Annotated in this window: 22 protein-coding genes; 20 read left to right on the forward strand and 2 right to left on the reverse strand. The window is 60.7% G+C overall.

The window, feature by feature from the left end; genetic code table 11:
- Positions 1–24 precede the first annotated feature (24 nt).
- The 19 genes from C7U61_RS01995 (at position 25) to C7U61_RS02085 (ending at position 19,145) form a co-directional block, all read left to right on the forward strand.
- Positions 25–318, forward strand: coding sequence for a hypothetical protein (locus C7U61_RS01995; RefSeq protein ID WP_106996461.1), 294 nt, complete (start codon positions 25–27; stop codon positions 316–318).
- A 157-nt stretch (positions 319–475) separates the two neighbouring features.
- Positions 476–3,391 (forward strand): [protein-PII] uridylyltransferase, encoded by a 2,916-nt coding sequence (locus C7U61_RS02000; protein ID WP_106996462.1) that lies wholly within the window; start codon positions 476–478, stop codon positions 3,389–3,391.
- On the forward strand, positions 3,388–4,989 hold the full coding sequence (murJ, locus tag C7U61_RS02005; RefSeq protein WP_106996463.1) for a murein biosynthesis integral membrane protein MurJ: 1,602 nt from the start codon (positions 3,388–3,390) through the stop codon (positions 4,987–4,989). The genes C7U61_RS02000 and murJ overlap by 4 nt, the downstream gene beginning before the upstream one ends.
- 110 nt (positions 4,990–5,099) lie before the next feature.
- Positions 5,100–5,492: a VOC family protein gene (locus C7U61_RS02010; protein WP_106996464.1), complete on the forward strand. Its 393-nt coding sequence runs from the start codon at positions 5,100–5,102 to the stop codon at positions 5,490–5,492.
- 110 nt (positions 5,493–5,602) lie between these two features.
- Positions 5,603–6,667: a tryptophan--tRNA ligase gene (gene trpS / locus C7U61_RS02015; RefSeq protein WP_106996465.1), complete on the forward strand. Its 1,065-nt coding sequence runs from the start codon at positions 5,603–5,605 to the stop codon at positions 6,665–6,667.
- 72 nt (positions 6,668–6,739) lie between these two features.
- Positions 6,740–7,231: a universal stress protein gene (locus C7U61_RS02020; RefSeq protein WP_106996466.1), complete on the forward strand. Its 492-nt coding sequence runs from the start codon at positions 6,740–6,742 to the stop codon at positions 7,229–7,231.
- Positions 7,232–7,349: 118 nt separating this feature from the next.
- The gene (locus tag C7U61_RS02025) at positions 7,350–7,916 is read left to right on the forward strand and encodes a NifU family protein (protein ID WP_106996467.1); all 567 of its coding nucleotides are present in this window, start codon (positions 7,350–7,352) and stop codon (positions 7,914–7,916) included.
- A 24-nt stretch (positions 7,917–7,940) separates the two neighbouring features.
- Entirely contained in the window at positions 7,941–8,597 is a 657-nt protein-coding gene (gene tsaB / locus C7U61_RS02030; RefSeq protein WP_106996468.1) for a tRNA (adenosine(37)-N6)-threonylcarbamoyltransferase complex dimerization subunit type 1 TsaB, read from the forward strand.
- Between the two features lie 2 nt (positions 8,598–8,599).
- Positions 8,600–9,094 (forward strand): N-acetyltransferase, encoded by a 495-nt coding sequence (locus C7U61_RS02035; protein ID WP_106996469.1) that lies wholly within the window; start codon positions 8,600–8,602, stop codon positions 9,092–9,094.
- 121 nt (positions 9,095–9,215) lie between these two features.
- Entirely contained in the window at positions 9,216–9,644 is a 429-nt protein-coding gene (locus C7U61_RS02040) for a Fur family transcriptional regulator (RefSeq protein ID WP_106996470.1), read from the forward strand.
- A gap of 30 nt (positions 9,645–9,674) precedes the next feature.
- The gene (locus tag C7U61_RS02045) at positions 9,675–10,472 is read left to right on the forward strand and encodes a lysophospholipid acyltransferase family protein (RefSeq protein WP_106996471.1); all 798 of its coding nucleotides are present in this window, start codon (positions 9,675–9,677) and stop codon (positions 10,470–10,472) included.
- Between the two features lie 61 nt (positions 10,473–10,533).
- A complete protein-coding gene (gene miaB, locus C7U61_RS02050; RefSeq protein WP_106996472.1) occupies positions 10,534–11,946 on the forward strand; it encodes a tRNA (N6-isopentenyl adenosine(37)-C2)-methylthiotransferase MiaB in 1,413 nt (470 codons plus the stop codon).
- A 30-nt stretch (positions 11,947–11,976) separates the two neighbouring features.
- Positions 11,977–13,029, forward strand: a complete 1,053-nt coding sequence (locus C7U61_RS02055; RefSeq protein ID WP_106996473.1) for a PhoH family protein — start codon at positions 11,977–11,979, stop codon at positions 13,027–13,029.
- A gap of 19 nt (positions 13,030–13,048) precedes the next feature.
- Complete coding sequence (gene ybeY, locus C7U61_RS02060; protein WP_106996474.1) at positions 13,049–13,555, forward strand: rRNA maturation RNase YbeY; 507 nt, start codon at positions 13,049–13,051, stop codon at positions 13,553–13,555.
- A gap of 25 nt (positions 13,556–13,580) precedes the next feature.
- Complete coding sequence (locus tag C7U61_RS02065; protein WP_106996475.1) at positions 13,581–14,750, forward strand: hemolysin family protein; 1,170 nt, start codon at positions 13,581–13,583, stop codon at positions 14,748–14,750.
- A 78-nt stretch (positions 14,751–14,828) separates the two neighbouring features.
- Positions 14,829–16,430, forward strand: coding sequence for an apolipoprotein N-acyltransferase (gene lnt / locus C7U61_RS02070; protein ID WP_106996476.1), 1,602 nt, complete (start codon positions 14,829–14,831; stop codon positions 16,428–16,430).
- A 151-nt stretch (positions 16,431–16,581) separates the two neighbouring features.
- The gene (locus C7U61_RS02075; protein WP_047628819.1) at positions 16,582–17,001 is read left to right on the forward strand and encodes a helix-turn-helix domain-containing protein; all 420 of its coding nucleotides are present in this window, start codon (positions 16,582–16,584) and stop codon (positions 16,999–17,001) included.
- A gap of 192 nt (positions 17,002–17,193) precedes the next feature.
- Positions 17,194–18,447, forward strand: coding sequence for a methionine adenosyltransferase (gene metK / locus C7U61_RS02080; protein WP_106996477.1), 1,254 nt, complete (start codon positions 17,194–17,196; stop codon positions 18,445–18,447).
- Complete coding sequence (locus C7U61_RS02085; RefSeq protein WP_106996478.1) at positions 18,444–19,145, forward strand: tRNA (guanosine(46)-N(7))-methyltransferase TrmB; 702 nt, start codon at positions 18,444–18,446, stop codon at positions 19,143–19,145. Before metK ends, C7U61_RS02085 begins: the two co-directional genes overlap by 4 nt.
- Positions 19,146–19,302: 157 nt before the next feature.
- On the opposite strand, the gene C7U61_RS02090 is transcribed toward C7U61_RS02085, so the two are convergent.
- Together C7U61_RS02090 and C7U61_RS02095 are read right to left on the reverse strand one after the other, a co-directional pair.
- The gene (locus C7U61_RS02090) at positions 19,303–19,560 is read right to left on the reverse strand and encodes a DUF1150 family protein (RefSeq protein ID WP_015338639.1); all 258 of its coding nucleotides are present in this window, start codon (positions 19,558–19,560) and stop codon (positions 19,303–19,305) included.
- 158 nt (positions 19,561–19,718) lie between these two features.
- Positions 19,719–20,150 (reverse strand): Hsp20 family protein, encoded by a 432-nt coding sequence (locus C7U61_RS02095; RefSeq protein WP_106996479.1) that lies wholly within the window; start codon positions 20,148–20,150, stop codon positions 19,719–19,721.
- Between the two features lie 231 nt (positions 20,151–20,381).
- Here C7U61_RS02095 and C7U61_RS02100 point away from each other — a divergent pair, with 231 nt between their 5' ends.
- Positions 20,382–21,326, forward strand: coding sequence for a nucleoside hydrolase (locus tag C7U61_RS02100; protein ID WP_106996480.1), 945 nt, complete (start codon positions 20,382–20,384; stop codon positions 21,324–21,326).
- Positions 21,327–21,394: the final 68 nt, after the last annotated feature.

Consider the following 21,394-nt stretch of genomic DNA (forward strand, 5'->3'; position numbering starts at 1 on the left):
AGGCGATATTCCAAGGACAATATGATGTATCTCGAAGTTCTTCTCGCCGAAGTCCGCATTCTGGGTGAGCGCTTCTCTCCGATCGCCGCGCGCGGCAAGATCTGCGGCGAAGGGGAACCCCCGGATTGTGAATCCGATCGCGGCCTGCTCGACATCACTTTGTCCTGCAGCCGCATTTCCGACATCTGCTCGAAGATCGCCAAGGCGGGCTATTGGGAATGCGAGCGCGAAATGGTGACGCAGATCGGCGCCCAATCGCGGAACATATTGCATAGCTTGAATGAGCTCCGGCGGGCGATCGAGCCGGCAAGGCCCTAAAACTGCCGGTTTCTGCGTCGATTGCCGTCACGCTTCGTCAACGTTGACCCGATAGAAATTTTGAGGGATCTCGATTCGAGATAGTCGGCTCTGGCTGGCTTGGAGGATGCGGGCGTAGAATGGCGGTGTCAATCGTCGGGCAAAGAGGCTATAGCGCATGCAGACAAAAAGACGGGCGCGCGGGCAACCGGTCGCGGTCAGCGAAGAGAAAGCCGATCGGCAGGGCATGGAAACGCATCATATCGATTTTTCGACCATTCTCGATGTATCCGCGCTGAAGGCGGAGTGCGAGGCTCTGGCCAAACGCGGCCTGGATAAGAATGAGGGGCGCTCCCCCCTGCTAGCGCTGTTGAAAAAGGCGAGCCAGGATGGGCGTGAAGAGGCGCGGCGATCGCTGATTGCCGACGGCAGCGGGCTCGATTGCGCGCACCGGATTTCCTGGCTGCAGGACCAGATCATCACCGTCCTCTACGATTTCACCGTCCGTCACGTCCATCCGAAACAGGCAGGCGCCTTCTCCGTCACCGCCGTCGGCGGCTATGGCCGCGATACCTTGGCGCCGGGCTCCGATATCGACCTTCTCTTCCTCTTTCAGCCAAAGCCGCAGAGCGAGACGCACAAGGCGGTCGAATTCATCCTCTATATGCTTTGGGACATGGGCTTCAAGGTCGGCCATGCCACGCGCACGGTCGAGGAATGCATCCGCGAGGCCAAGTCCGACATGACGGTGCGCACCGCCATTCTCGAAACCCGCTATATCTGCGGCAACATCGCGCTGGAGCGTGAGCTGCAGGCCCGTTTCGACAAGGAAATCGTCACCAACACCGGTCCGGAATTCATCGCCGCCAAGCTCGCCGAACGCGACGAGCGACACCGCAAGGCCGGCGATACCCGCTATCTGGTCGAGCCCAACGTCAAGGAAGGCAAGGGCGGTCTGCGCGACCTGCATACGCTGTTCTGGATCTCGAAATATTACTACCACGTCCGCGATCCCGCTGAGCTGGTGAAGCTCGGCGTGCTCTCGAAGCAGGAATACCGCCTCTTCGAAAAGGCTGAGGATTTCCTCTGGGCCGTGCGCTGCCACATGCATTTCCTGACCGGCAAGGCGGAAGAGCGGCTTTCCTTCGATATCCAGCGCGATATCGCCGCAGCCCTCGACTATCACGCCCGCCCGGGCCTTTCTGCCGTCGAGCGCTTCATGAAGCACTATTTCCTGGTCGCCAAGGATGTCGGCGATCTCACCCGCATCCTCTGCGCCGCCCTCGAGGACCAGCAGGCGAAGGCCACCCCCGGCCTCACCGGCGTCATCAGCCGCTTTGCCAACCGCTCGCGCAAGATCGCCGGCACCGTCGAATTCGTCGAGGATCGCGGCCGCATCGCGCTTGCCAATCCGGATATCTTCAAGCGCGATCCGGTCAATCTCATCCGGCTGTTCTTCGTCGCCGACATCAATGGGCTGGAATTCCATCCGGATGCCTTGAAGCGCGTCACCCGCTCGCTGAACCTCATCGACAACGATCTGCGCGAGAACGAGGAAGCGAACCGGCTCTTTCTCTCCATCCTTACCTCGAAGCGCGATCCCGCGCTGATCCTGCGCCGCATGAACGAGGCCGGCGTGCTCGGCCGCTTCATTCCGGAATTCGGCAAGATCGTCTCGATGATGCAGTTCAACATGTATCACCACTATACGGTGGACGAGCATCTGATCCGCGCCGTCGAGGTGCTGTCGGAGATCGACAAGGGCAAGGCCGAGGATATCCATCCGCTGACCAACAAGCTGATGCCCGGCATCGAGGATCGCGAAGCGCTCTACGTCGCTGTCCTGTTGCACGATATCGCCAAGGGCCGCGAGGAAGACCACTCGGAAGCCGGCGCCGCAGTTGCACGCAAGCTCTGCCCGCGCTTCGGCCTTTCGCCGAAGCAGACGGAGCTGGTGGTCTGGCTGATCGCGGAACACCTGACCATGTCGATGGTCGCCCAGACGCGCGACTTGACCGACCGCAAGACCATCATCGATTTTGCCGACCGGGTGCAGTCGCTCGACCGGCTGAAGATGCTGCTAATCCTGACCGTCTGCGACATCCGCGCCGTCGGCCCAGGGGTCTGGAACGGCTGGAAAGGTCAGCTGCTGCGTACGCTCTACTACGAGACAGAGCTGCTGCTGTCAGGCGGATTCTCCGAAGTCTCGCGCAAGGAGCGCGCCGAAGCTGCCGCCGAAGCGCTGGAACACGCACTTGCCGATTGGAGCCAGAAGGAGCGCAAGGCCTACGTCAAGCTGCACTATCAGCCCTATCTTCTGTCCGTGCCGCTGGAAGATCAGATCCGCCATACACAGTTCATGCGTGAATCCGACAAGGGGGGTAAGGTGCTCGCCACGATGGTGCGCACCGACAGCTTCCACGCAATCACCGAGATCACCGTGCTTTCGCCCGACCATCCGCGTCTTTTGACCGTGATCGCCGGCGCCTGTGCCGCGGCCGGCGCCAATATTGCCGATGCGCAGATCTTCACGACGTCGGACGGCCGCGCGCTCGATACCATCCATGTCAGCCGCGAATTCCCCGACGATGCCGACGAGCTGCGCCGCGCTGCTACTATCGGCAAGATGATCGAGGACGTGCTGGCCGGCCGCAAACGCCTGCCGGAGGTCATCGCGACGCGGACGAAGAACCGCCGCAAGAACAAGGCTTTCGTCATCCCGCCGTCGGTCATCATCACCAACAGCCTCTCCAACAAGTTCACGGTCATCGAGGTCGAATGCCTCGACCGCCCGGGCCTGCTGTCGGAAATCACGGCCGTTCTTTCGGATCTGTCGCTCGATATCCAGTCCGCCCGCATCACCACCTTCGGCGAGAAGGTCATCGACACCTTCTACGTCGCCGATCTCATCGGGCAGAAGATTTCCAACGAGAACAGGCGGGCCTATATCACCGCACGTCTGAAAGCCGTCATGGCGGGCGAGGAGGATGAAATGCGCGAGCGCATGCCCTCCGGCATCATCGCGCCGGCCGCCACGCGCGGCGTCGCCGTGGAAAAGTCAGACACCGAGAAGAAAGCCGGTTCAGCCGCATGAGCCTCGTCAAGAAATTCATTACCGTCGGCGGCGCGACGCTTGGCAGCCGCATCTTCGGCTTCGCCCGCGAAACGCTGATGGCCGCCGCGCTCGGCACGGGGCCGATGGCCGACGTCTTCTACGCCGCCTTCCGCTTTCCGAACCTCTTCCGCCGCCTGTTCGCCGAAGGCGCCTTCAACGCCGCCTTCGTGCCGCTCTTTGCCAAGGAGATCGAGGCGAACGGCATTGAGGGCGCAAAGCGTTTCTCGGAGGAGGTGTTCGGCGTTCTCTTCTCCGTTCTGCTGCTGATCACCATCGTCATGGAACTGGCCATGCCGCTCCTGGTGCGTTGGGTCATCGCGCCTGGTTTCGCCGACGATGCCGAGAAATTCGACCTGACGGTCCGGTTGGCGGCCGTGATGTTCCCCTATCTCATGTCGATGTCGCTGACGGCGATGATGAGCGGCATGCTGAATTCGCTGCATCATTTCTTCGCCGCCGCCGTGGCTCCGATCTTCCTCAACCTGGTAATGATCAGCGCGCTGTTCTACGCGATCTATTTTGGCGCCGATCCGCTGACCACCGCCTGGTACCTGTCCTGGTCGGTGCTGGTGGCGGGCGTGCTGCAACTCGCCGTCGTCTATATCGGCGTGCGCCATGCCGGCATCAATATCGGCCTGCGCTTTCCGCGCTTCACGCCCAATGTCAAACGGCTCCTGCTTCTTGCCATCCCAGCGGCCATCACCGGCGGCGTCACTCAGATCAATCTGGTGATCGGCCAGGCGATCGCCTCTGGCAAGGAAGGCGCGATCGCCGCCCTGCAATATGCAGATCGCATCTACCAGTTGCCGCTCGGCGTCGTCGGCGTCGCGGTCGGAATCGTGCTTTTGCCGGAATTGGCGCGTTCGCTGAAGTCGGGCCATATCAAGGAGGCCGCCAATATCCAGAACCGCTCGATCGAATTCGTGCTGTTCCTGACCCTGCCGGCCGCTGTCGCCCTCTGGCTTCTCTCCGACGATATCATTCGCGTGCTTTACGAGCGTGGCGCCTTTAACTCGGAAAATACAAAGCTGGTCGGCTCCATCCTCGCAATCTTCGGCCTTGGCCTGCCGGCTTTCGTGCTGATCAAAGCGCTGCAGCCCGGCTTTTATGCCCGCGAAGATACGAAATCGCCGATGCGCTACACGGCGGTCGCCGTCGCCGTCAATTCGGTGCTATCCATCCTGCTTTTCCCGGTGCTGGCCGAACGCGGCATTGCGCTTGCCGAGGCGGTTGCCGGATGGCTGAACGCCGTGCAGCTCTTCGTCACGCTTTATCGCCGGGGACATCTTTCCTGGGAGTGGGCGCTGGCGCGCCGCACTGTGATGCTGCTCGTATCCTCCGCCGTCATGGGCGGCGTCATCGTATATTTGTCTCATCGGTGGGAGCCGCTTCTGGGGTCCGGCTCGACGCTGCTCACCAAGACCGGCGTCCTGGGCCTGCTCATATTGATTGCGATGGCGGTGTATTTCATCGTCGCCTTCCTGATCGGCGGCGTAGATTTGGGCATGGTACGCCGCAATTTGAAGCGCAAGCGGGCTGCGCCAGCGTCGGATGCGAAGGCCGTGAATGGGGAGTGAGGAGTATCCAACCTCAGTGCATTTGGAGCCTCTGACACCCCCCTCTATCACGAAGGGATAGAGGGGGCACTCTCCGCATATTCGCAATCAATTGATCCTGGAGCCCTCTCATGCCCCAATCCTTCTTCCTCGTTACCCTCGTCGTCGATGATTACGACCGTGCCAAAGCCTTCTATTGCGATGCCCTCGGCTTCGATTGCTTGGCTGACGAGGCACAGCCGGAGGGCAAGCGCTGGGTCGTCGTCCGACCGAAAGGCGAGGAAGGGGCAGCGCTATTGCTCGCCCAGGCCGCCAGCAACAGCCAGCGCGCGGCGATCGGCAACCAGACCGGTGGGCGGGTCGGCTTCTTCCTCAAGACCGATGATTTCGCCCGCGATCATGCCGCGATGAAGGCAAAGCGCGTGCGTTTTCTGGAGGAGCCGCGCCATGAAGTCTATGGCACGGTGGCGGTCTTTGCCGACCCCTATGGCAACACCTGGGATCTCATTCAGCATTCTTCCTGAGACTCTGTCACATAGCCTCTTGATCCCCGTTGATCCCGCGTGCATAAGCCGCTCGAACCAAGGGTCGAGCGCCGCTCACCCGGGCCCTCCACAAGCCTTTTGAGGACGACATGACCGAATTCAAGCCGCTCGTATTCTCCGGCGTTCAGCCAACCGGCAATCTCCACCTCGGCAACTATCTCGGCGCGATCCGCAAGTTCGTGGCCTTGCAGGCCAACAACGACTGCATCTATTGCGTCGTCGATATGCATGCGCTGACGGCGCAGCTCGTCCATGAGGACATGCCGAACCAGACACGCTCGATCACCGCCGCCTTCCTTGCAGCCGGCATCGATCCGGAAAAGCATATCGTCTTCAATCAGTCGGCCGTGCCGGGGCATGCCGAGCTCGCCTGGATCTTCAACTGCGTCGCACGCATCGGCTGGATGAACCGCATGACGCAGTTCAAGGACAAGGCCGGCAAGGACCGCGAGCAGGCCTCGCTCGGCCTTTACGCCTATCCGAGCCTGATGGCCGCCGACATCCTGCTCTATCGCGCCACGCATGTTCCCGTCGGCGACGACCAGAAGCAGCATCTGGAGCTGACCCGCGACATCGCCATGAAGTTCAATCTGGACTATATGGAGCATATTCGCCGCACGGGCTATGGCATCGATATCACCGTCGGCGACGAGCCGGTGCATGCCTATTTCCCGATGGTCGAGCCGCTGATCGATGGCCCGGCGCCGCGTGTCATGTCGCTGCGCGATGGGACCAAGAAGATGTCGAAATCCGATGCATCGGACCTCTCGCGCATCAATCTGCTCGACGACGAGGAGAACATCTCGAAGAAGATCCGCAAGGCCAAGACCGACCCGGACGGCTTGCCGAGCGAAATCGCCGGCCTCGCCGGCCGCCCGGAAGCCGACAATCTGGTTGGCATCTATGCGGCCCTTGCCGACAAGTCGAAGGCCGAGGTTCTCTCGGAATTCGGCGGCCAGCAATTCTCGGTCTTCAAGCCGGCGCTGGTCGATCTCGCCGTGCATGTGCTCTCACCGATCACGATGGAAATGCGCCGCCTGATGGCCGATCCCGGCCATATCGACGCCGTGCTCCGCGATGGCGCCGCCCGCGCCCGCGCCCGCGCCGACGTGACCATGAAGCAGGTTCGCGACATTATCGGTTTTCTCTATTGATGTCGTAATGGAGAGCGCCCGTTGCCAAACGGGGGCTTGCAAAACGCTGCCGTCGGGTGTCAGAGTCGCCGCATGGTTTCAAAACGTCTCTCTCGGCTCGAAGGCCATCGCCGCAAGTTCATGGCGGTCATCGACGGCACGCCTGAATGCCAGCGCGCCGTCCATTATGCCGGCCGGCGCGCCAAGAACTCCAATGGCGGCCTTGTTCTGCTCTATGTGATCCCCGAGGGCGACTTCCAGCAATGGCTTGGGGTCGAGGAGATCATGCGGGCGGAAGCGCGCGAGGAGGCCGAGGCCGCAACTGCAAAGGCGGCGCAAGCCGTGCGTGAGAATATCGGGATCGACGCCGAAATTGTCATCCGTGAGGGATCGGCCGCAGAGCAGATCAATGCGGTGATCGAAGAGGATCGGGATATCGCGCTCCTCGTTCTTGCGGCAGGTTCCGCCAAGGAAGGTCCCGGCCCGCTGGTTTCGTCGATCGCTGGTCGAGCCGCCGCTTTTCCGATCCCGGTGACCGTGCTTCCGGACACGTTGAGCAACGAGGAAATCGACGCGCTGAGTTGATGGGTGGACGCCATTTCTTGAGAAACATTCTCTTGAATAGAATGGCCAAAAAGCCTATCTTCTTTTGAAATATTCTAAAGTCGGGACAGGGTTTTCGCCCGCCGCATGGAGATCAAAAATGTTCATTCAGACCGAAGCGACGCCGAACCCCGCGACCCTCAAGTTTCTGCCGGGCAAAGTGGTGATGGAAAGCGGCACGGCCGAATTCCGCAGCGCTGAGGAAGCCGAAGCGTCGCCGCTCGCTGCCCGCCTTTTCGAAATACCGGGCGTGATCGGCGTTTACTTCGGCTACGACTTCATTTCCGTCTCCAAGGAAAATCAGGAATGGCAGCATCTGAAGCCCGCCATCCTCGGTTCGATCATGGAGCATTTCATGTCGGGCAAGCCGGTCATGAGTTCGGCGTCCGTTCTGTCCGAAGTGCAGGATGCCGGCGGCGAATTCTTCGACGAGGGCGACGAATCGATCGTGCTGACCATCAAGGAGCTGCTTGAAACCCGCGTTCGTCCGGCCGTTGCTCAGGATGGCGGCGACATCACCTTCCGCGGCTTCCGTGACGGCAAGGTCTACCTCAACATGAAGGGTTCCTGCGCCGGCTGCCCGTCTTCCACAGCGACGCTGAAGCATGGCGTGCAGAACCTGCTGCGCCATTTCGTACCGGAAGTGCAGGAAGTCGAAGCCGTCTGATCCCGGCCTGTCGGAAAAATTGACATGATCGTACTGGCGCTCGACACGGCAGGTGTGGATTGCGCTGCCGCTGTGTATGATAGCGGCAGTGATTCTGTGATGGGGGAGGTCACGGAAACGATCGGACGGGGGCATGCCGAACATCTAATGCACGTGGTCGACGGAGCGCTGGCGAAAGCCGGTGTGACGCTTTCGGCCATTGAGCGTGTCGTCGTGACCGTCGGCCCCGGTTCCTTCACCGGCATTCGCATCGGCGTTGCAGCCGCACGCGGTTTTGCACTTTCCCTCAATGTTCCAGCGGTTGGCGTCACGACCCTCGAGGTCATGGCGGCGACGGCCAGAGCGCAGAATCCGGGCAAGTCGGTTCTGGCTGCCATCGATGCCAAGCGCGAGGAGATCTATCTTCAAAGCTTCGGTGCCGACGGCAACCCGCTGGACGAGGCTCGGGCCGTGACGATCGACGAGGCGCGGGCAATCGCCGGCGCATTCGATGGGATCGTCACTGGAACGGCCGTCGCCCGGCTGAGCGACGCGCCGCCTGCGGAGCGGCCAGACGCATTTCCGATTGCCATCGTCGCCCGGCTGGGCGCTGGCAAGCCTGCCGGCGAAAAGCCGAAGCCGCTTTATCTTCGCGGACCCGATGCCAGACCGCAGGCCGGATACGCAGTTGCCAGGCAATAGACATGCTCGAATCCTATCTGACCTTGAAAGCAGAATACGAAATCGTCCCGATGGAACTGAAGGATTGCGCCGAAGTGGCGCTCCTGCATGGCGAACGCTTCCAGCGGGTATGGGACGAGACTGAATTTCAGGGTCTCCTTTCGCAGGAGACCACCTTCGGCTTCGTCGCCCGTCAGACCAACGCCATCCTCAAAAAGGCGCTTCCCGGCTTCGTGCTGGCCCGGCATGTGGCGGGCGAGGGCGAAATCCTGACGATTGCCGTCAGCGCCAAGCTCGCGCGCTCCGGTCTCGGCTGGCGCCTCATGCAGGCGGCGCTGCGCGAAGCCCGCAATCGTGGCGGCGAAACCATGTTTCTGGAGGTCGATGGCGGCAATGAGCCGGCGCTTGGCCTCTACCGCAAGCTGGGCTTCGAGACGGTCGGCGAGCGCAAGGCCTATTATACTGGCGACAACGGCGCAAAATCGACGGCGCTTGTCATGCGCCGCGTTCTTCGCTAGAGCATTTTGCAGCCAGGTGGCATCATCTGGCGCCGCACAAATGCGGCAAAACAAGTAGATAGAGCGGCAATTCGGCGCTCTAGCCCTTGTTACAGTCCAAACAGACCGAAGACAGCAATTGATGGATGACGCCGTAAAATCCCTGGAGGAGCTTTGCGCCGAGCGCGGCATGCGCATGACGGACCAGCGCCGGGTCATTGCGCGCATCATCGAGAGTTCCGAGGATCATCCGGATGTCGAGGAGCTCTATCGACGCTCGGTGGAGGTGGATGCGAAAATCTCGATTTCCACGGTCTATCGCACGGTAAAGCTGTTCGAGGATGCCGGCCTTCTTGCTCGCCACGATTTTCGCGACGGGCGCTCCCGCTACGAGACCGTGCCGGAGGAACATCACGATCACCTGATCGACCTGAAAAGCGGCGTGGTGATCGAATTCCATTCACCGGAGATCGAGGCTCTGCAGGAGCGCATTGCCCGTGAACACGGCTTCAAACTCGTCGACCACCGGCTGGAGCTTTACGGCATCCCGCTGAAGAAGGACGAAGGTTGACGTGAAGGCTTTCATGCAGGAGCGAATGATTTGATGACTTGGCTGCGCATCGGCTGTGCCGCCGTGGTCATCTGCGCCGTCAGCGCGGTGATGCTGCCGCTGCAGATCCTCTGCCTGCGCTTTGACTGGAAGCTCCGGCGCTATCTGCCGCGCTACTGGCATCGCATCGTCTGCTATTGGCTCGGTGTCCGCATTCATGTCGTCGGTAAGCTCGAGACGAGCCGGCCATTGATGCTGGCATCCAACCATTCGTCCTGGCTCGATATTCTCGTGCTCTCGGCGGTGGCCGATGTCTCCTTCATCGCCAAATCCGAAGTACGGGATTGGCCGATCTTCGGGCTTTTTGCACAATGGCAGAAGAGCGTCTTCGTCGAGCGCGAGCAGAAGCGTAAGACCGGCGAGCAGGTGAACGAGATCGCCGATCGCATGGCCGACGGCGAAATCATGGTGCTGTTCCCCGAAGGCACGACTTCGGACGGCAATCGGCTGCTTGAAGTCAAATCCTCCCTGTTCGGCGCCGCCGCCGCCGCCCTGCCGAAGGCGCCGGATGCCGTCGTGCATGTTCAGCCGGTCGCGGTCGCCTATACCCGCGTCCATGGAACGCCGATGGGCCGCTATTACCGTCCGCTGACGGCATGGCCCGGCGATATCGAGCTTGTTCCGCACCTGAAGGGCATCATCCAGTGCGGTGCGATCGATGTCGACGTCTGTTTCGGCGAGGCGGTGGATTATCGCGCCGGCACCAATCGTAAGGAAGTCAGCGCCACGATCGCCAGGCGCATCCGCAATATGCTTGCCAGCCGCCTGCTCGGGCGCGAGATCGCCTGATTTCCAGGTGATTCCAACTTTTTCATTTTCTCCGAAAGCAAAAGCCACTACATAGCGGCCCATGACCAAGGATAGCCTGACCCTCGACGCCCCGGCGGCCGACGCTTTGCAGCTCGGTTCCCGCGACGGCTCCAACAGCCGCAAGGTCTTCATCAAGACCTACGGCTGCCAGATGAACGTCTATGATTCCACGCGGATGAGCGATGCGCTCTCCCGCGACGGCTATGAGCCGACGGAGGACATGGAAGAGGCTGATCTCGTCCTTTTGAACACCTGCCATATCCGCGAGAAGGCGGCCGAAAAGGTCTATTCCGCTCTCGGCCGCCTGCGCGAGATGAAGAAGCGCAAGGCCGCCGCCGGCCGCGATATGATGATCGGCGTGACCGGCTGCGTCGCGCAGGCCGAGGGTGAGGAAATCTTGCGCCGCGCGCCCGCCGTCGATGTCGTCATCGGCCCGCAGACCTACCACCGTCTGCCCGACGCGTTGCGCCGTGCCAAGGAAGGTGAGCGGGTCGTCGATACGGAATATGCGATCGAGGATAAGTTCGAACATCTGCCGATCGCCGAGAAGACGAAGATCCGCGCCCGCGGCGTTACCGCCTTCCTGACGGTGCAGGAAGGCTGCGATAAGTTCTGCACCTTCTGTGTCGTTCCCTATACCCGCGGCTCCGAAGTCTCCCGCCCGGTCTCGCAGATCGTCGAAGAGGCCGAGAAGCTGGTGGATGGCGGCGTGCGCGAGATCACGCTGCTCGGCCAGAATGTCAATGCATGGCACGGCATCGGCCCGAAGGGCGAAGCCTGGAGTCTCGGCGATCTCCTTTATCGCCTGGCGGAAATCCCCGGCCTCGCGCGGCTGCGTTATACCACCAGCCACCCGCGCGACATGGATGACCGCCTGATCGGCGCGCATCGCGACCTGCGGACGCTGATGCCCTATCTGCATCTGCCGGTTCAGGCTGGCTCCGATCGCACACTGAAGGCGATGAACCGGCGACACACGGCCGGGGAATATCTGACGCTCGTCGGGAGAATCCGTACGGCGCGCCCCGATATCGCCCTTTCAGGTGACTTCATCGTCGGCTTCCCGGGGGAGACAGACCAGGATTTTGAGGATACACTCAAGCTCATCGAGGAGGTGAATTACGCGCAGGCCTTCTCGTTCAAATATTCCACGCGGCCGGGCACGCCCGGTGCGGAGTTGAAGGATCAGGTGCCCGAAGAGGTCAAGACCGAGCGGCTGGAGCGATTGCAGGCATTGTTGCTGCGGCAGCAGCATGCGTTTGCGGAGGCTTGCGTCGGCAAAACAGTGGATATCCTTCTGGAAAAGCCGGGCCGGATGCCGGGCCAGTTGATCGGACGTTCTCCCTGGCTTCAATCTGTGAATGTTGATGCAAAAGCATCGCAAATCGGTGACATTATCAACGTACGAATCACCGGAACCAGCACCAACAGCCTTTTTGCTGAATTGCTCTAGGTTCCGGACGGATCAAAGGAGCCGCACCGCTTGAACGGACAGGAATTGGTTTCTTCTTCATCGCGCCAGCCCCGCACCGCGAGCGACGCCAATCACTTCACCCTGACGTTCGAAAACAATCGGTTCGCCAGCGAACTTTTCGGGCAGTTCGACCAGAATCTAAAGCTTCTGGAGGAGCGCCTCGGCATCGATGCGCGCGCTCGCGGCAATTCCGTTGTCATCACAGGCGATGTGCTGGCCACCAATCAGGCGCGCCGCACGCTCGATTATCTCTATGACAAGCTGCAAAAAGGCGGCAATGTAGAGCGTTCCGACGTGGAAGGGGCAATCCGCATGGCGGTTGCCGCCGACGATCAATTGACGCTGCCGACCATGGAGAGAAAAGCCAAGTTGACGATGGCGCAGATTTCGACGCGCAAGAAGACGATCATCGCGCGCACGCCGACCCAGGATGCCTATATGCGGGCGCTGGAGCGCTCCGAGCTCGTCCTCGGTGTTGGTCCTGCCGGTACGGGCAAGACCTATCTCGCCGTCGCCCACGCCGCCCAGCTTCTGGAGCGTGGTGCCGTGGAGAAGATCATCCTGTCGCGTCCGGCCGTCGAAGCCGGCGAGCGCCTCGGCTTCCTGCCCGGCGACATGAAGGAAAAGGTCGATCCCTACCTGCGCCCGCTCTACGACGCGCTTTACGACATGATGCCGGGCGATAAGGTCGAACGCGCCATCACCGCAGGCGTCATCGAGATCGCGCCGCTCGCCTTCATGCGTGGCCGCACCCTCTCCAATGCCGCCGTCATCCTCGACGAGGCGCAGAACACCACGTCGATGCAGATGAAGATGTTCCTGACCCGTCTCGGCGAAAATTCGCGGATGATCGTGACCGGCGATCCGAGCCAGATCGACTTGCCGCGCGGCGTAAAGTCCGGCCTCGTGGAAGCGCTCGAGCTTCTGAACGGCGTCGAAGGCATCACCATCGTCCGCTTCAAGGATACGGACGTCGTCCGCCATCCGCTGGTGGCGCGCATCGTCCGGGCCTATGATTCCACCTATGCCGCAAAGGCAGAGGAAGGCGATCCGCAGATCTGATCTGCGATTACGGAAGCTCATGGCCGAACTCGATATACAGATCAGCGTGGAGGAGGGCGATTGGCCCTCCGAAGAAATATTACAGTCGCTTGCCGAGCGCGTGCTGGGCGAAGCGGCAAATTATCTCAAGAAACACGAAAAGCAGCCGTTTCCAAAAACGGCGCCGGAATTGTCGCTGGTCTTTACCGACGACGCCTCGATCCGTGAGATCAATGCGGAGTGGCGTTCTCAGGACAAGGCGACGAACGTTCTTTCCTTTCCGGCTTTTCCGCTGGAACCCGGCGGCAAGCCCGGGCCGATGCTTGGCGATATCATCATCGCAAGGGAGACGGTGGAGCGTGAGGCGGTCGATCTCGACAAGAGTTTTGACGACCATCTGACGCATTTGATGGTGCATGGTTTCTTGCATCTCTTCGGCTACGACCATATGAATAATAGCGACGCCGAAAGAATGGAGGCGCTGGAGACTCGCATTTTGGCGAGTCTTGGCCTATCTGATCCCTATGCGGGACAAGACCCCATTTGATCTGAACCCTGTCTGACCAGGAACAATGAGCGACTTTACGACGAAATCGGCCCCCGAGGCCAAAGACGGAGCCGATGCAGCCTCCTCCGACGAGGTAGGCAGTAGTAGCAACGGCAAGCGATCCCACTCTTCATTCTGGGCACGTGCCGCGCGCATTCTGCGCCCGGCACAGGACGCCGCCCGCTTGCGCGAGGACCTTGCCGACGCGCTGATGACCAACGCCGCCGGTGACGACGCCTTCTCCCCCGACGAGCGGGCGATGCTGCACAATATCCTGCGCTTTCGCGAGGTGCGCGTCGAGGATGTCATGGTGCCGCGTGCCGACATCGAGGCCGTCGACCAGAACATCACCATTGGCGAGCTGATGATCCTCTTCGAGGAGAGCGGCCGTTCGCGCATGCCCGTCTATGCCGACACGCTGGATGATCCGCGCGGCATGGTGCACATCCGCGACCTGCTGTCCTATGTCGCCAAGCAGGCCCGCAACAAGCGCCGCGGCAGCAGCACGAAGGCTGCCGCCGCACCAACTGCTGCGCCTGCGGCCGAAAAGCCAGCGCGGTCCGCCAAGCCGAATTTCGATCTGTCGCGCGTCGATCTGCAGAAGACGCTGGCCGAGGCCGGCATCATCCGCAAGATCCTCTTCGTTCCGCCCTCGATGCTCGCCTCCGACCTGCTGCGCCGCATGCAGGTCAACCGCACGCAGATGGCCCTCGTCATCGACGAATATGGCGGCACGGACGGTCTGGCGTCGCACGAGGACATCGTCGAAATGGTCGTCGGTGATATCGACGACGAGCATGATGATGAAGAAGTGATGTTCAAGCGCGTCTCCGAGGATGTCTTCGTTGCCGACGCCCGTGTCGAGCTGGAGGAGATCGCCGCCGCGATCGGTCCGGATTTTGACATCGCCGAGCAGGTGGACGAGGTGGATACGCTTGGTGGCCTGATCTTCTCCGCGCTGGGACGCATTCCCGTGCGCGGCGAGCTCGTGCAGGCGCTCCCGGGCTTCGAGTTTCATATTCTTGATGCCGATCCGCGCCGCATCAAGCGGGTGCGCATCACCCGCAAGCGTCATGCCGCCCGGCGTCGTCCCGCCAAGCCCGAGGGCGAAGCGGGCACGTCTGAACGCGGCTTGCCGGCACCGGAAGCGATTGCCGAGGAAATGCCGGCCGAGCGTAATGCCGCCAGCCGATAAATGGCGCTTGAGCGGGACAAATGGCTGCTTTTTTGAAAGACTGCCGCCAATTGATTCGCGATTGGACGGAGCTGGCGCATGGAATGGCTTTCGGGCAGGGTGATCCTCGTCTGGGGTTTCAAACGTGCGTTGCTTGCGATCCTTGCGGGGGCCATCGGTGTTCTGGCGCTGCCGCCTTTCGGCTTCTTCGCGGCGATGTTCATCTCCTTCACGCTGCTGGTCTGGCTGCTGGATGGCGTTGCCGCCGGGCCGGATAGCGGTCTGCTCGGACGTATGTGGCCGGCCTTCTTCACCGGTTGGCTCTTCGGTTTTGGTTATTTTGTCGCCGGTCTCTGGTGGCTCGGCCATGCGCTGCTGATCGATGCCGACGAGTTCGCCTGGGCCTTGCCGCTCGCGATCCTCGGCCTTCCCGCCTTCCTGGCTGTCTTCTACGGTGTTGCGACCATGCTTGCCCGCATCCTGTGGTCCGACGGCATGGGGCGTATTGCCGCGCTCGCCTTCAGCTTCGGCATCGTCGAATGGCTGCGCAGTTTCCTTTTCAGCGGATTTCCCTGGAATGCCATCGGCTATGGCGCCATGCCCATTCCGCTGATGATGCAGTCGGCGCATGTGATCGGCATGCTTGGGGTCACCGTGCTTGCCGTCTTCGTCTTCTCGGCACCGGCATTGCTCGGCACACGCCAGGGCCGGGTACCGGGGCTCGGCCTTGCGGTCCTCATGGCTGCTGCTCATTTCGGCTATGGCTATTATGCGCTGAGCCAGCCGGACGCGCCCTTGGCGGGTGCCAAGACGGCGCCTGTCGTGCGTATTGTCCAGCCCTCCATCGATCAGGAAGCCAAGATGGATACCGCCGCCGATCGCGCCGCCATCTTCGATAAGCACCTGGCGCTTTCGGTCCAGCCGCCTGCCAATGGCGGCAAGCGGCCTGACATCATCGTCTGGCCGGAAACGGCTGTGCCCTTCATTCTCACCGACAATCGCGATGCGCTCGCCCGCATCGCGGATCAGCTCGATGACGACCAGATCCTGATTACCGGCGCCGTCCGCGTCGAAGACATGGGACCTGGCGTCGATCCGCGCTATTACAATTCCATTTACGTCATCGATGGACGAGGCCAGATCATCGGTGCCTCCGACAAGACCCATCTGGTTCCTTTCGGCGAATACGTCCCCTTTGAACATATCCTCGGCTATCTCGGCATCGAAAACGTCATCGAACTGCCGGGGGGATTTTCAGCGGCCGCCAAGCGCGAATTGCTGAGCATGCCCGACGGACTGAAATTCTATCCGCTGATCTGCTACGAGATCATTTTTCCCAATGAAATGACCCCCGAGATCCGGCAGGCCGACGCCATTCTCAACGTCACCAATGATGCCTGGTTCGGTGATACGCCAGGGCCATACCAGCATTTCCTGCAGGCAAGAGTGAGAGCGGTAGAGCAGGGACTGCCCCTGATTCGAAGCGCCAATACAGGCATTTCAGCATTTGTTGATGCACACGGACGCCTGCTTTCCGGCATCGATTATAACCAGCAAGGCTTTATAGATGCTACTTTGGGTGGCGCAACCGTTTCGCGTATCGATGATAAGGCCAGAAAAACATACTTTTGGTTGATCATCGGTGCAGCCGGCATGATGGCCGCAATTTCGCGCATGGGTTTTATTTTTAGGGTGAATTGACCAAAAAACCCTAAAATTGCATAGTGCTAGATGTCCGCCTTTCGAACGTAGACTGGAGGCCTTGGGGGCGTCGGCTGCAACGTGGCGTTATAGGGGTGGTGAAGGGTACCGGGTGGCAGGTCCTGAATTCAACCTATGTTAGGGTAAAATGATGATTGAGAATAAAAAGAAGCCGAACCCCATCGACATTCATGTCGGTAGCCGCATACGCCTCCGCCGCACGATGCTTGGCATGAGCCAGGAGAAGCTCGGCGAAAGCCTCGGAATTACGTTTCAGCAGATTCAGAAATACGAAAAAGGCACCAATCGCGTTGGCGCCAGCCGCCTCCAGAACATCTCCAGCATTCTCAATGTCCCGGTCTCCTTCTTTTTCGAGGATGCGCCGGGCGAGCATTCGGCCGCAGCGGGTGGAATGGCCGAGGCATCCAGCTCCAATTACGTCGTCGATTTTCTGTCTTCTTCCGAAGGATTGCAGCTCAACCGCGCCTTCGTGAAGATTTCCGATGGGAAGGTCCGGCGCAAGGTTGTCGAGCTGGTCAAGGCGCTCGCCGCCGAGGCTGATGCTGAGTAAGCGGTACTTCGACGGTAAGCGAAGATCGAGAAAGTCGGGAGGCGGCCGTTTTGGCCGCCTTTTCCTTGTTTAACGCAAAATTTTATCACCTCGGCGGGGATATAAAGATATATTTATGTCCTTGTGCGACTTGTTTTTCGAGGCGGAGACGAATATCAAAAGCAGAGATTTGTTCTTTGAGGGGAATCCCGCATGCGCGCGAATTATCTGTTTACGAGTGAGTCTGTTGCCGAAGGTCACCCGGATAAGGTTTGTGACCGCATTTCCGATGAAATCGTCGATCTGGTTTACCGCGAAGCGGCAAAGACCGGCGTGAATCCGTGGACCGTGCGCATCGCATGCGAGACCCTTGCCACCACCAACCGCGTGGTCATCGCCGGCGAGGTTCGCCTTCCGCCGAGCCTGATGAAGAAGGACAAGGACGGCAACGACGTCATCAATCCTTCGAAGTTCAAGGCCGCCGCCCGCCGCGCCATCAAGGATATTGGCTACGAGCAGGATGGCTTCCACTGGAAGAAGGCCCGCATCGACGTGCTTCTGCACTCGCAGTCCGCCGATATCGCCCAGGGCGTCGACAATGCCGCCGACCAGCAGGGTGACGAAGGTGCCGGCGACCAGGGCATCATGTTCGGCTACGCCTGCAAGGAAACGCCGGATCTCATGCCGGCGCCGATCTACTATTCGCATAAGATCCTGCAGCTGCTTGCTGCTGCCCGCAAGAAGGGCGACGGCGAAGTCGCCAAGCTCGGCCCGGACGCCAAGAGCCAGGTTACGGTGCGCTATGTCGACGGCAAGCCGTCCGAAGTGACCTCGATCGTGCTTTCCACCCAGCATCTCGACGAGAGCTGGGACTCCAAGAAGGTTCGTTCCGTTGTCCAACCCTACATTGTCGAGGCGCTCGGCGACCTGAAGATCGCGCACGATTGCAAGTGGTACATCAACCCGACGGGCAAGTTCGTCATCGGCGGCCCGGATGGCGATGCAGGCCTCACCGGCCGTAAGATCATCGTCGATACCTATGGCGGCGCAGCTCCCCATGGCGGCGGTGCCTTCTCGGGCAAGGACACGACCAAGGTCGACCGTTCCGCCGCCTATGCCGCGCGCTACCTCGCAAAGAACGTCGTTGCCGCCGGTCTTTCCGATCGCTGCACAATCCAGCTCTCCTACGCGATCGGCGTTGCCCAGCCGCTGTCGATCTATGTCGACCTGCACGGCACGGGCAAGGGCGTTACGGAGGATCAGGTCGAAGCGGCCATCCGCAAGAACATGGACCTCTCGCCGACCGGTATCCGCCGTCACCTGGACCTCAACAAGCCGATCTACGCCAAGACTTCGGCTTACGGTCACTTCGGCCGCAAGGCCGGCCGTGACGGTTCCTTCTCCTGGGAGCGTACGGATCTGGTGAAGGCCCTCAAGGAAGCCGTGAAGCTTCGGGAAGCCGCATGATCGATACCGAGCGCCGGTCGCGGGCGACGGAAGCATTCTTCGGCCGACGCAAGGGAAAAGCCTTGCGCGGCCAGCAGGCCGAAAAGCTGGAAGCATTGCTGCCGCAGTTCATCCTCGATCTTTCCGCCCCGGCGCCGCAGCCGCTGAACGATCTCTTTCCGGTACCGACCGAGCGTCTGCGCCTGGAAATCGGTTTCGGTGGTGGGGAACATCTGATCCACCGCGCGCTGGAGCAGCCGAAGACCGGGTTCATAGGCGTGGAACCCTTTGTCAATTCGATGCAGAAGCTGCTGGCGCGTGTCGATGAGGCGGGCGCACGCAACATCCGGGTCTATAATGACGACGCGACGCAGGTGCTGGATTGGCTGCCCGACGGCTGCTTGGACCAGATCGACTTGCTCTATCCCGATCCCTGGCCGAAGAAGAAGCACTGGAAGCGCCGTTTCGTCTCCCAGGTTAACCTTGCCCGCTTCTATCGCGTTCTGAAGCCGAGCGCTCTCTTCTGCTTCGCCTCGGACATCGATACCTATGTGAACTGGACTCTGCAGCATTGCCAGGCGCATGGCGGCTTCGAATGGACCGCCCGGAATGCCGCCGACTGGTTGACGCCCTACGAGGGCTGGCCGAGCACGCGATACGAGGCCAAGGCCAGGCGCGAAGGGCGCTCATCGGCTTATCTGACCTTCAAGAGAGTCTGATCGCTCCAATCGCGGGCGAGAGTTTCAAATGGAATATTCGCATCATCCTGTGAGGACCGCCGCTCGAGGCGGTCTGGATCATGCCACGCGCAGCCATAGGCCGGCGGCTTGTAAAGTCCTTGCGGACGGTAATTTCACCCCCGGACGAGACTCGTGGTCAATGCAGGCTGACCGTCTTCAATTCGTCTTCGGCAGCACGATAGAAGGTGCTGGATCGATTGTCGGTCAGCAGGATCGGGGTGCCGTCGGCGCCGAAAAGCGCCCAGAGATCGACATCCGGATCGATATCCGGCGCTTCCGGGAAGCAGCGGGATACTTCGGACCAATCCATTTTTCTGATGTAGGCGACCTCACCGGTGCCGATATTGGCAAGCTCGGATGGGGTTAGGCGGGCGGTGGCTTCTTTCAACAACATGCTCGTACCTCCAGTATGAGGAACCAACGGCCCTAGAGCATGATGCCGTAAAGTTTGTGCGGCTTTCGGGCGGCATCAGGCGCTAGTTCTTTGTTTCCAGGGCGGATTCAGATTTCAGGCCGATTCGATCTGAAATCATCCGGCCCTGGGCCGTTGTCCTACTGTGAGACCGAAATGTTAATTTTCTTTACCACGCGGTCCGGTTCCGGCCGAATGAGATCGACGGAAAGCAGGCCGTTCTTCAGCGTGGCGCCGAGCACCTGCATGCCATCGGCAAGGACGAATACGCGCTGGAATTGCCGGGCGGCGATGCCCCGGTAGAGATAGTCGCGCTCGCTCTGTTCCATCTGGCGTCCGCGGATCAGCAGCTGGTTCTCTTCCGTGGTAACGTCAAGCTCATCTTCGGAAAAGCCCGCGACCGCCAGCGTGATACGCAGACGTTCCGGCTCGCCCGACAGGCGGTCCGCACGCATTCGTTCGATATTATAGGGAGGATAACCGTCGCTGACTTTGGAAATCCGCTCAAGCGTTTTTTCCATAGTGTCGAAGCCCAGAAGCAGTGGGCTGGCAAAGGGAGTCGTCCGGCTCATCGTCTCAAAGTCCTTGGGTGTCAAGCGACCGTTCCGGACCTGATATTCAGCACCCGGTTGTCCCTAATATGGGAGCACGCGCCTGCGAGTGCAAGCCATGTTGGCTTCGCATTTGCGAGATCGAATTCCATGGTGGAAAATCGTTTTGTGACATGGCGAGCGAGCGCTTGACAAAGCCGGACCGGACCCGCGACAAAGCCTGTCGATCTGCACCGGAGGAAAGTTGAAGACATGACCGAACCCAGAAAAATCATTATCGATACAGACCCCGGTCAGGACGATGCCGCGGCGATCTTTCTCGCCTTCGGCAGCCGCCAGGAGATCGAGGTGCTCGGCATCACGGCGGTCGCCGGCAACGTGCCGCTGCGGCTGACGAGCCGCAACGCCCGTATCGTCTGCGAACTTTGCAATCGTCGCGACGTGAAGGTGTTTGCCGGCGCCGATGCGCCGCTCAAGCGCAAGCTGGTCACGGCCGAGCACGTGCATGGCAAGACCGGCCTCGACGGTCCCGAACTGTCGGAGCCGACGATGGAACTGCAGCCGGGCCACGCCGTCGATTTCATCATCGATACGCTGCGCAAGGAGCCGGAAGGCGCCGTGACCCTCTGCACGCTGGGCCCGCTGACCAATATCGCAATGGCGTTCCAGAAGGCGCCCGACATCGTCGGCCGCGTGCGCGAACTCGTGATGATGGGCGGCGGCTTCTTCGAGGGCGGCAACATCACCCCAGCCGCCGAGTTCAATATCTATGTCGATCCGGAGGCGGCAGACGTGGTGTTCCGTTCCGGCGTTCCGATCGTCATGATGCCGCTCGATGTCACCCACAAGTTGCTGACGCGCAAGGATCGCGTCGAGCGCATTGCCGCAGTTGGCACGCCGCCGGCCAAGGCCATGGTAGAAATGCTGCAGTTCTTCGAGCGATTCGACATCGAGAAATACGGTTCGGACGGCGGCCCGCTGCATGACCCGACCGTCATCGCCTACCTCCTGAAGCCTGAGCTGTTCAAGGGCCGCGATTGCAATGTCGAGATCGAGGTGACCTCGGAGCTGACCGTCGGCATGACCGTTGTCGACTGGTGGCACGTCACCGACCGCAAGCGCAACGCCAAGGTCATGCGTGACGTCGATGCGGACGGCTTCTTCGCGCTGCTGACGGAACGCTTTGCCCGCATCTGATCAAAACCCATGCACAAGGCCGCCGAAAGCGATCCGGCGGCCTTGTGTATTTGTCATCCGACGTCGGT

The sequence above is a fragment of the Rhizobium sp. JAB6 genome (assembly GCF_003024605.1).
In the GTDB taxonomy this organism is placed as follows: domain Bacteria; phylum Pseudomonadota; class Alphaproteobacteria; order Rhizobiales; family Rhizobiaceae; genus Rhizobium.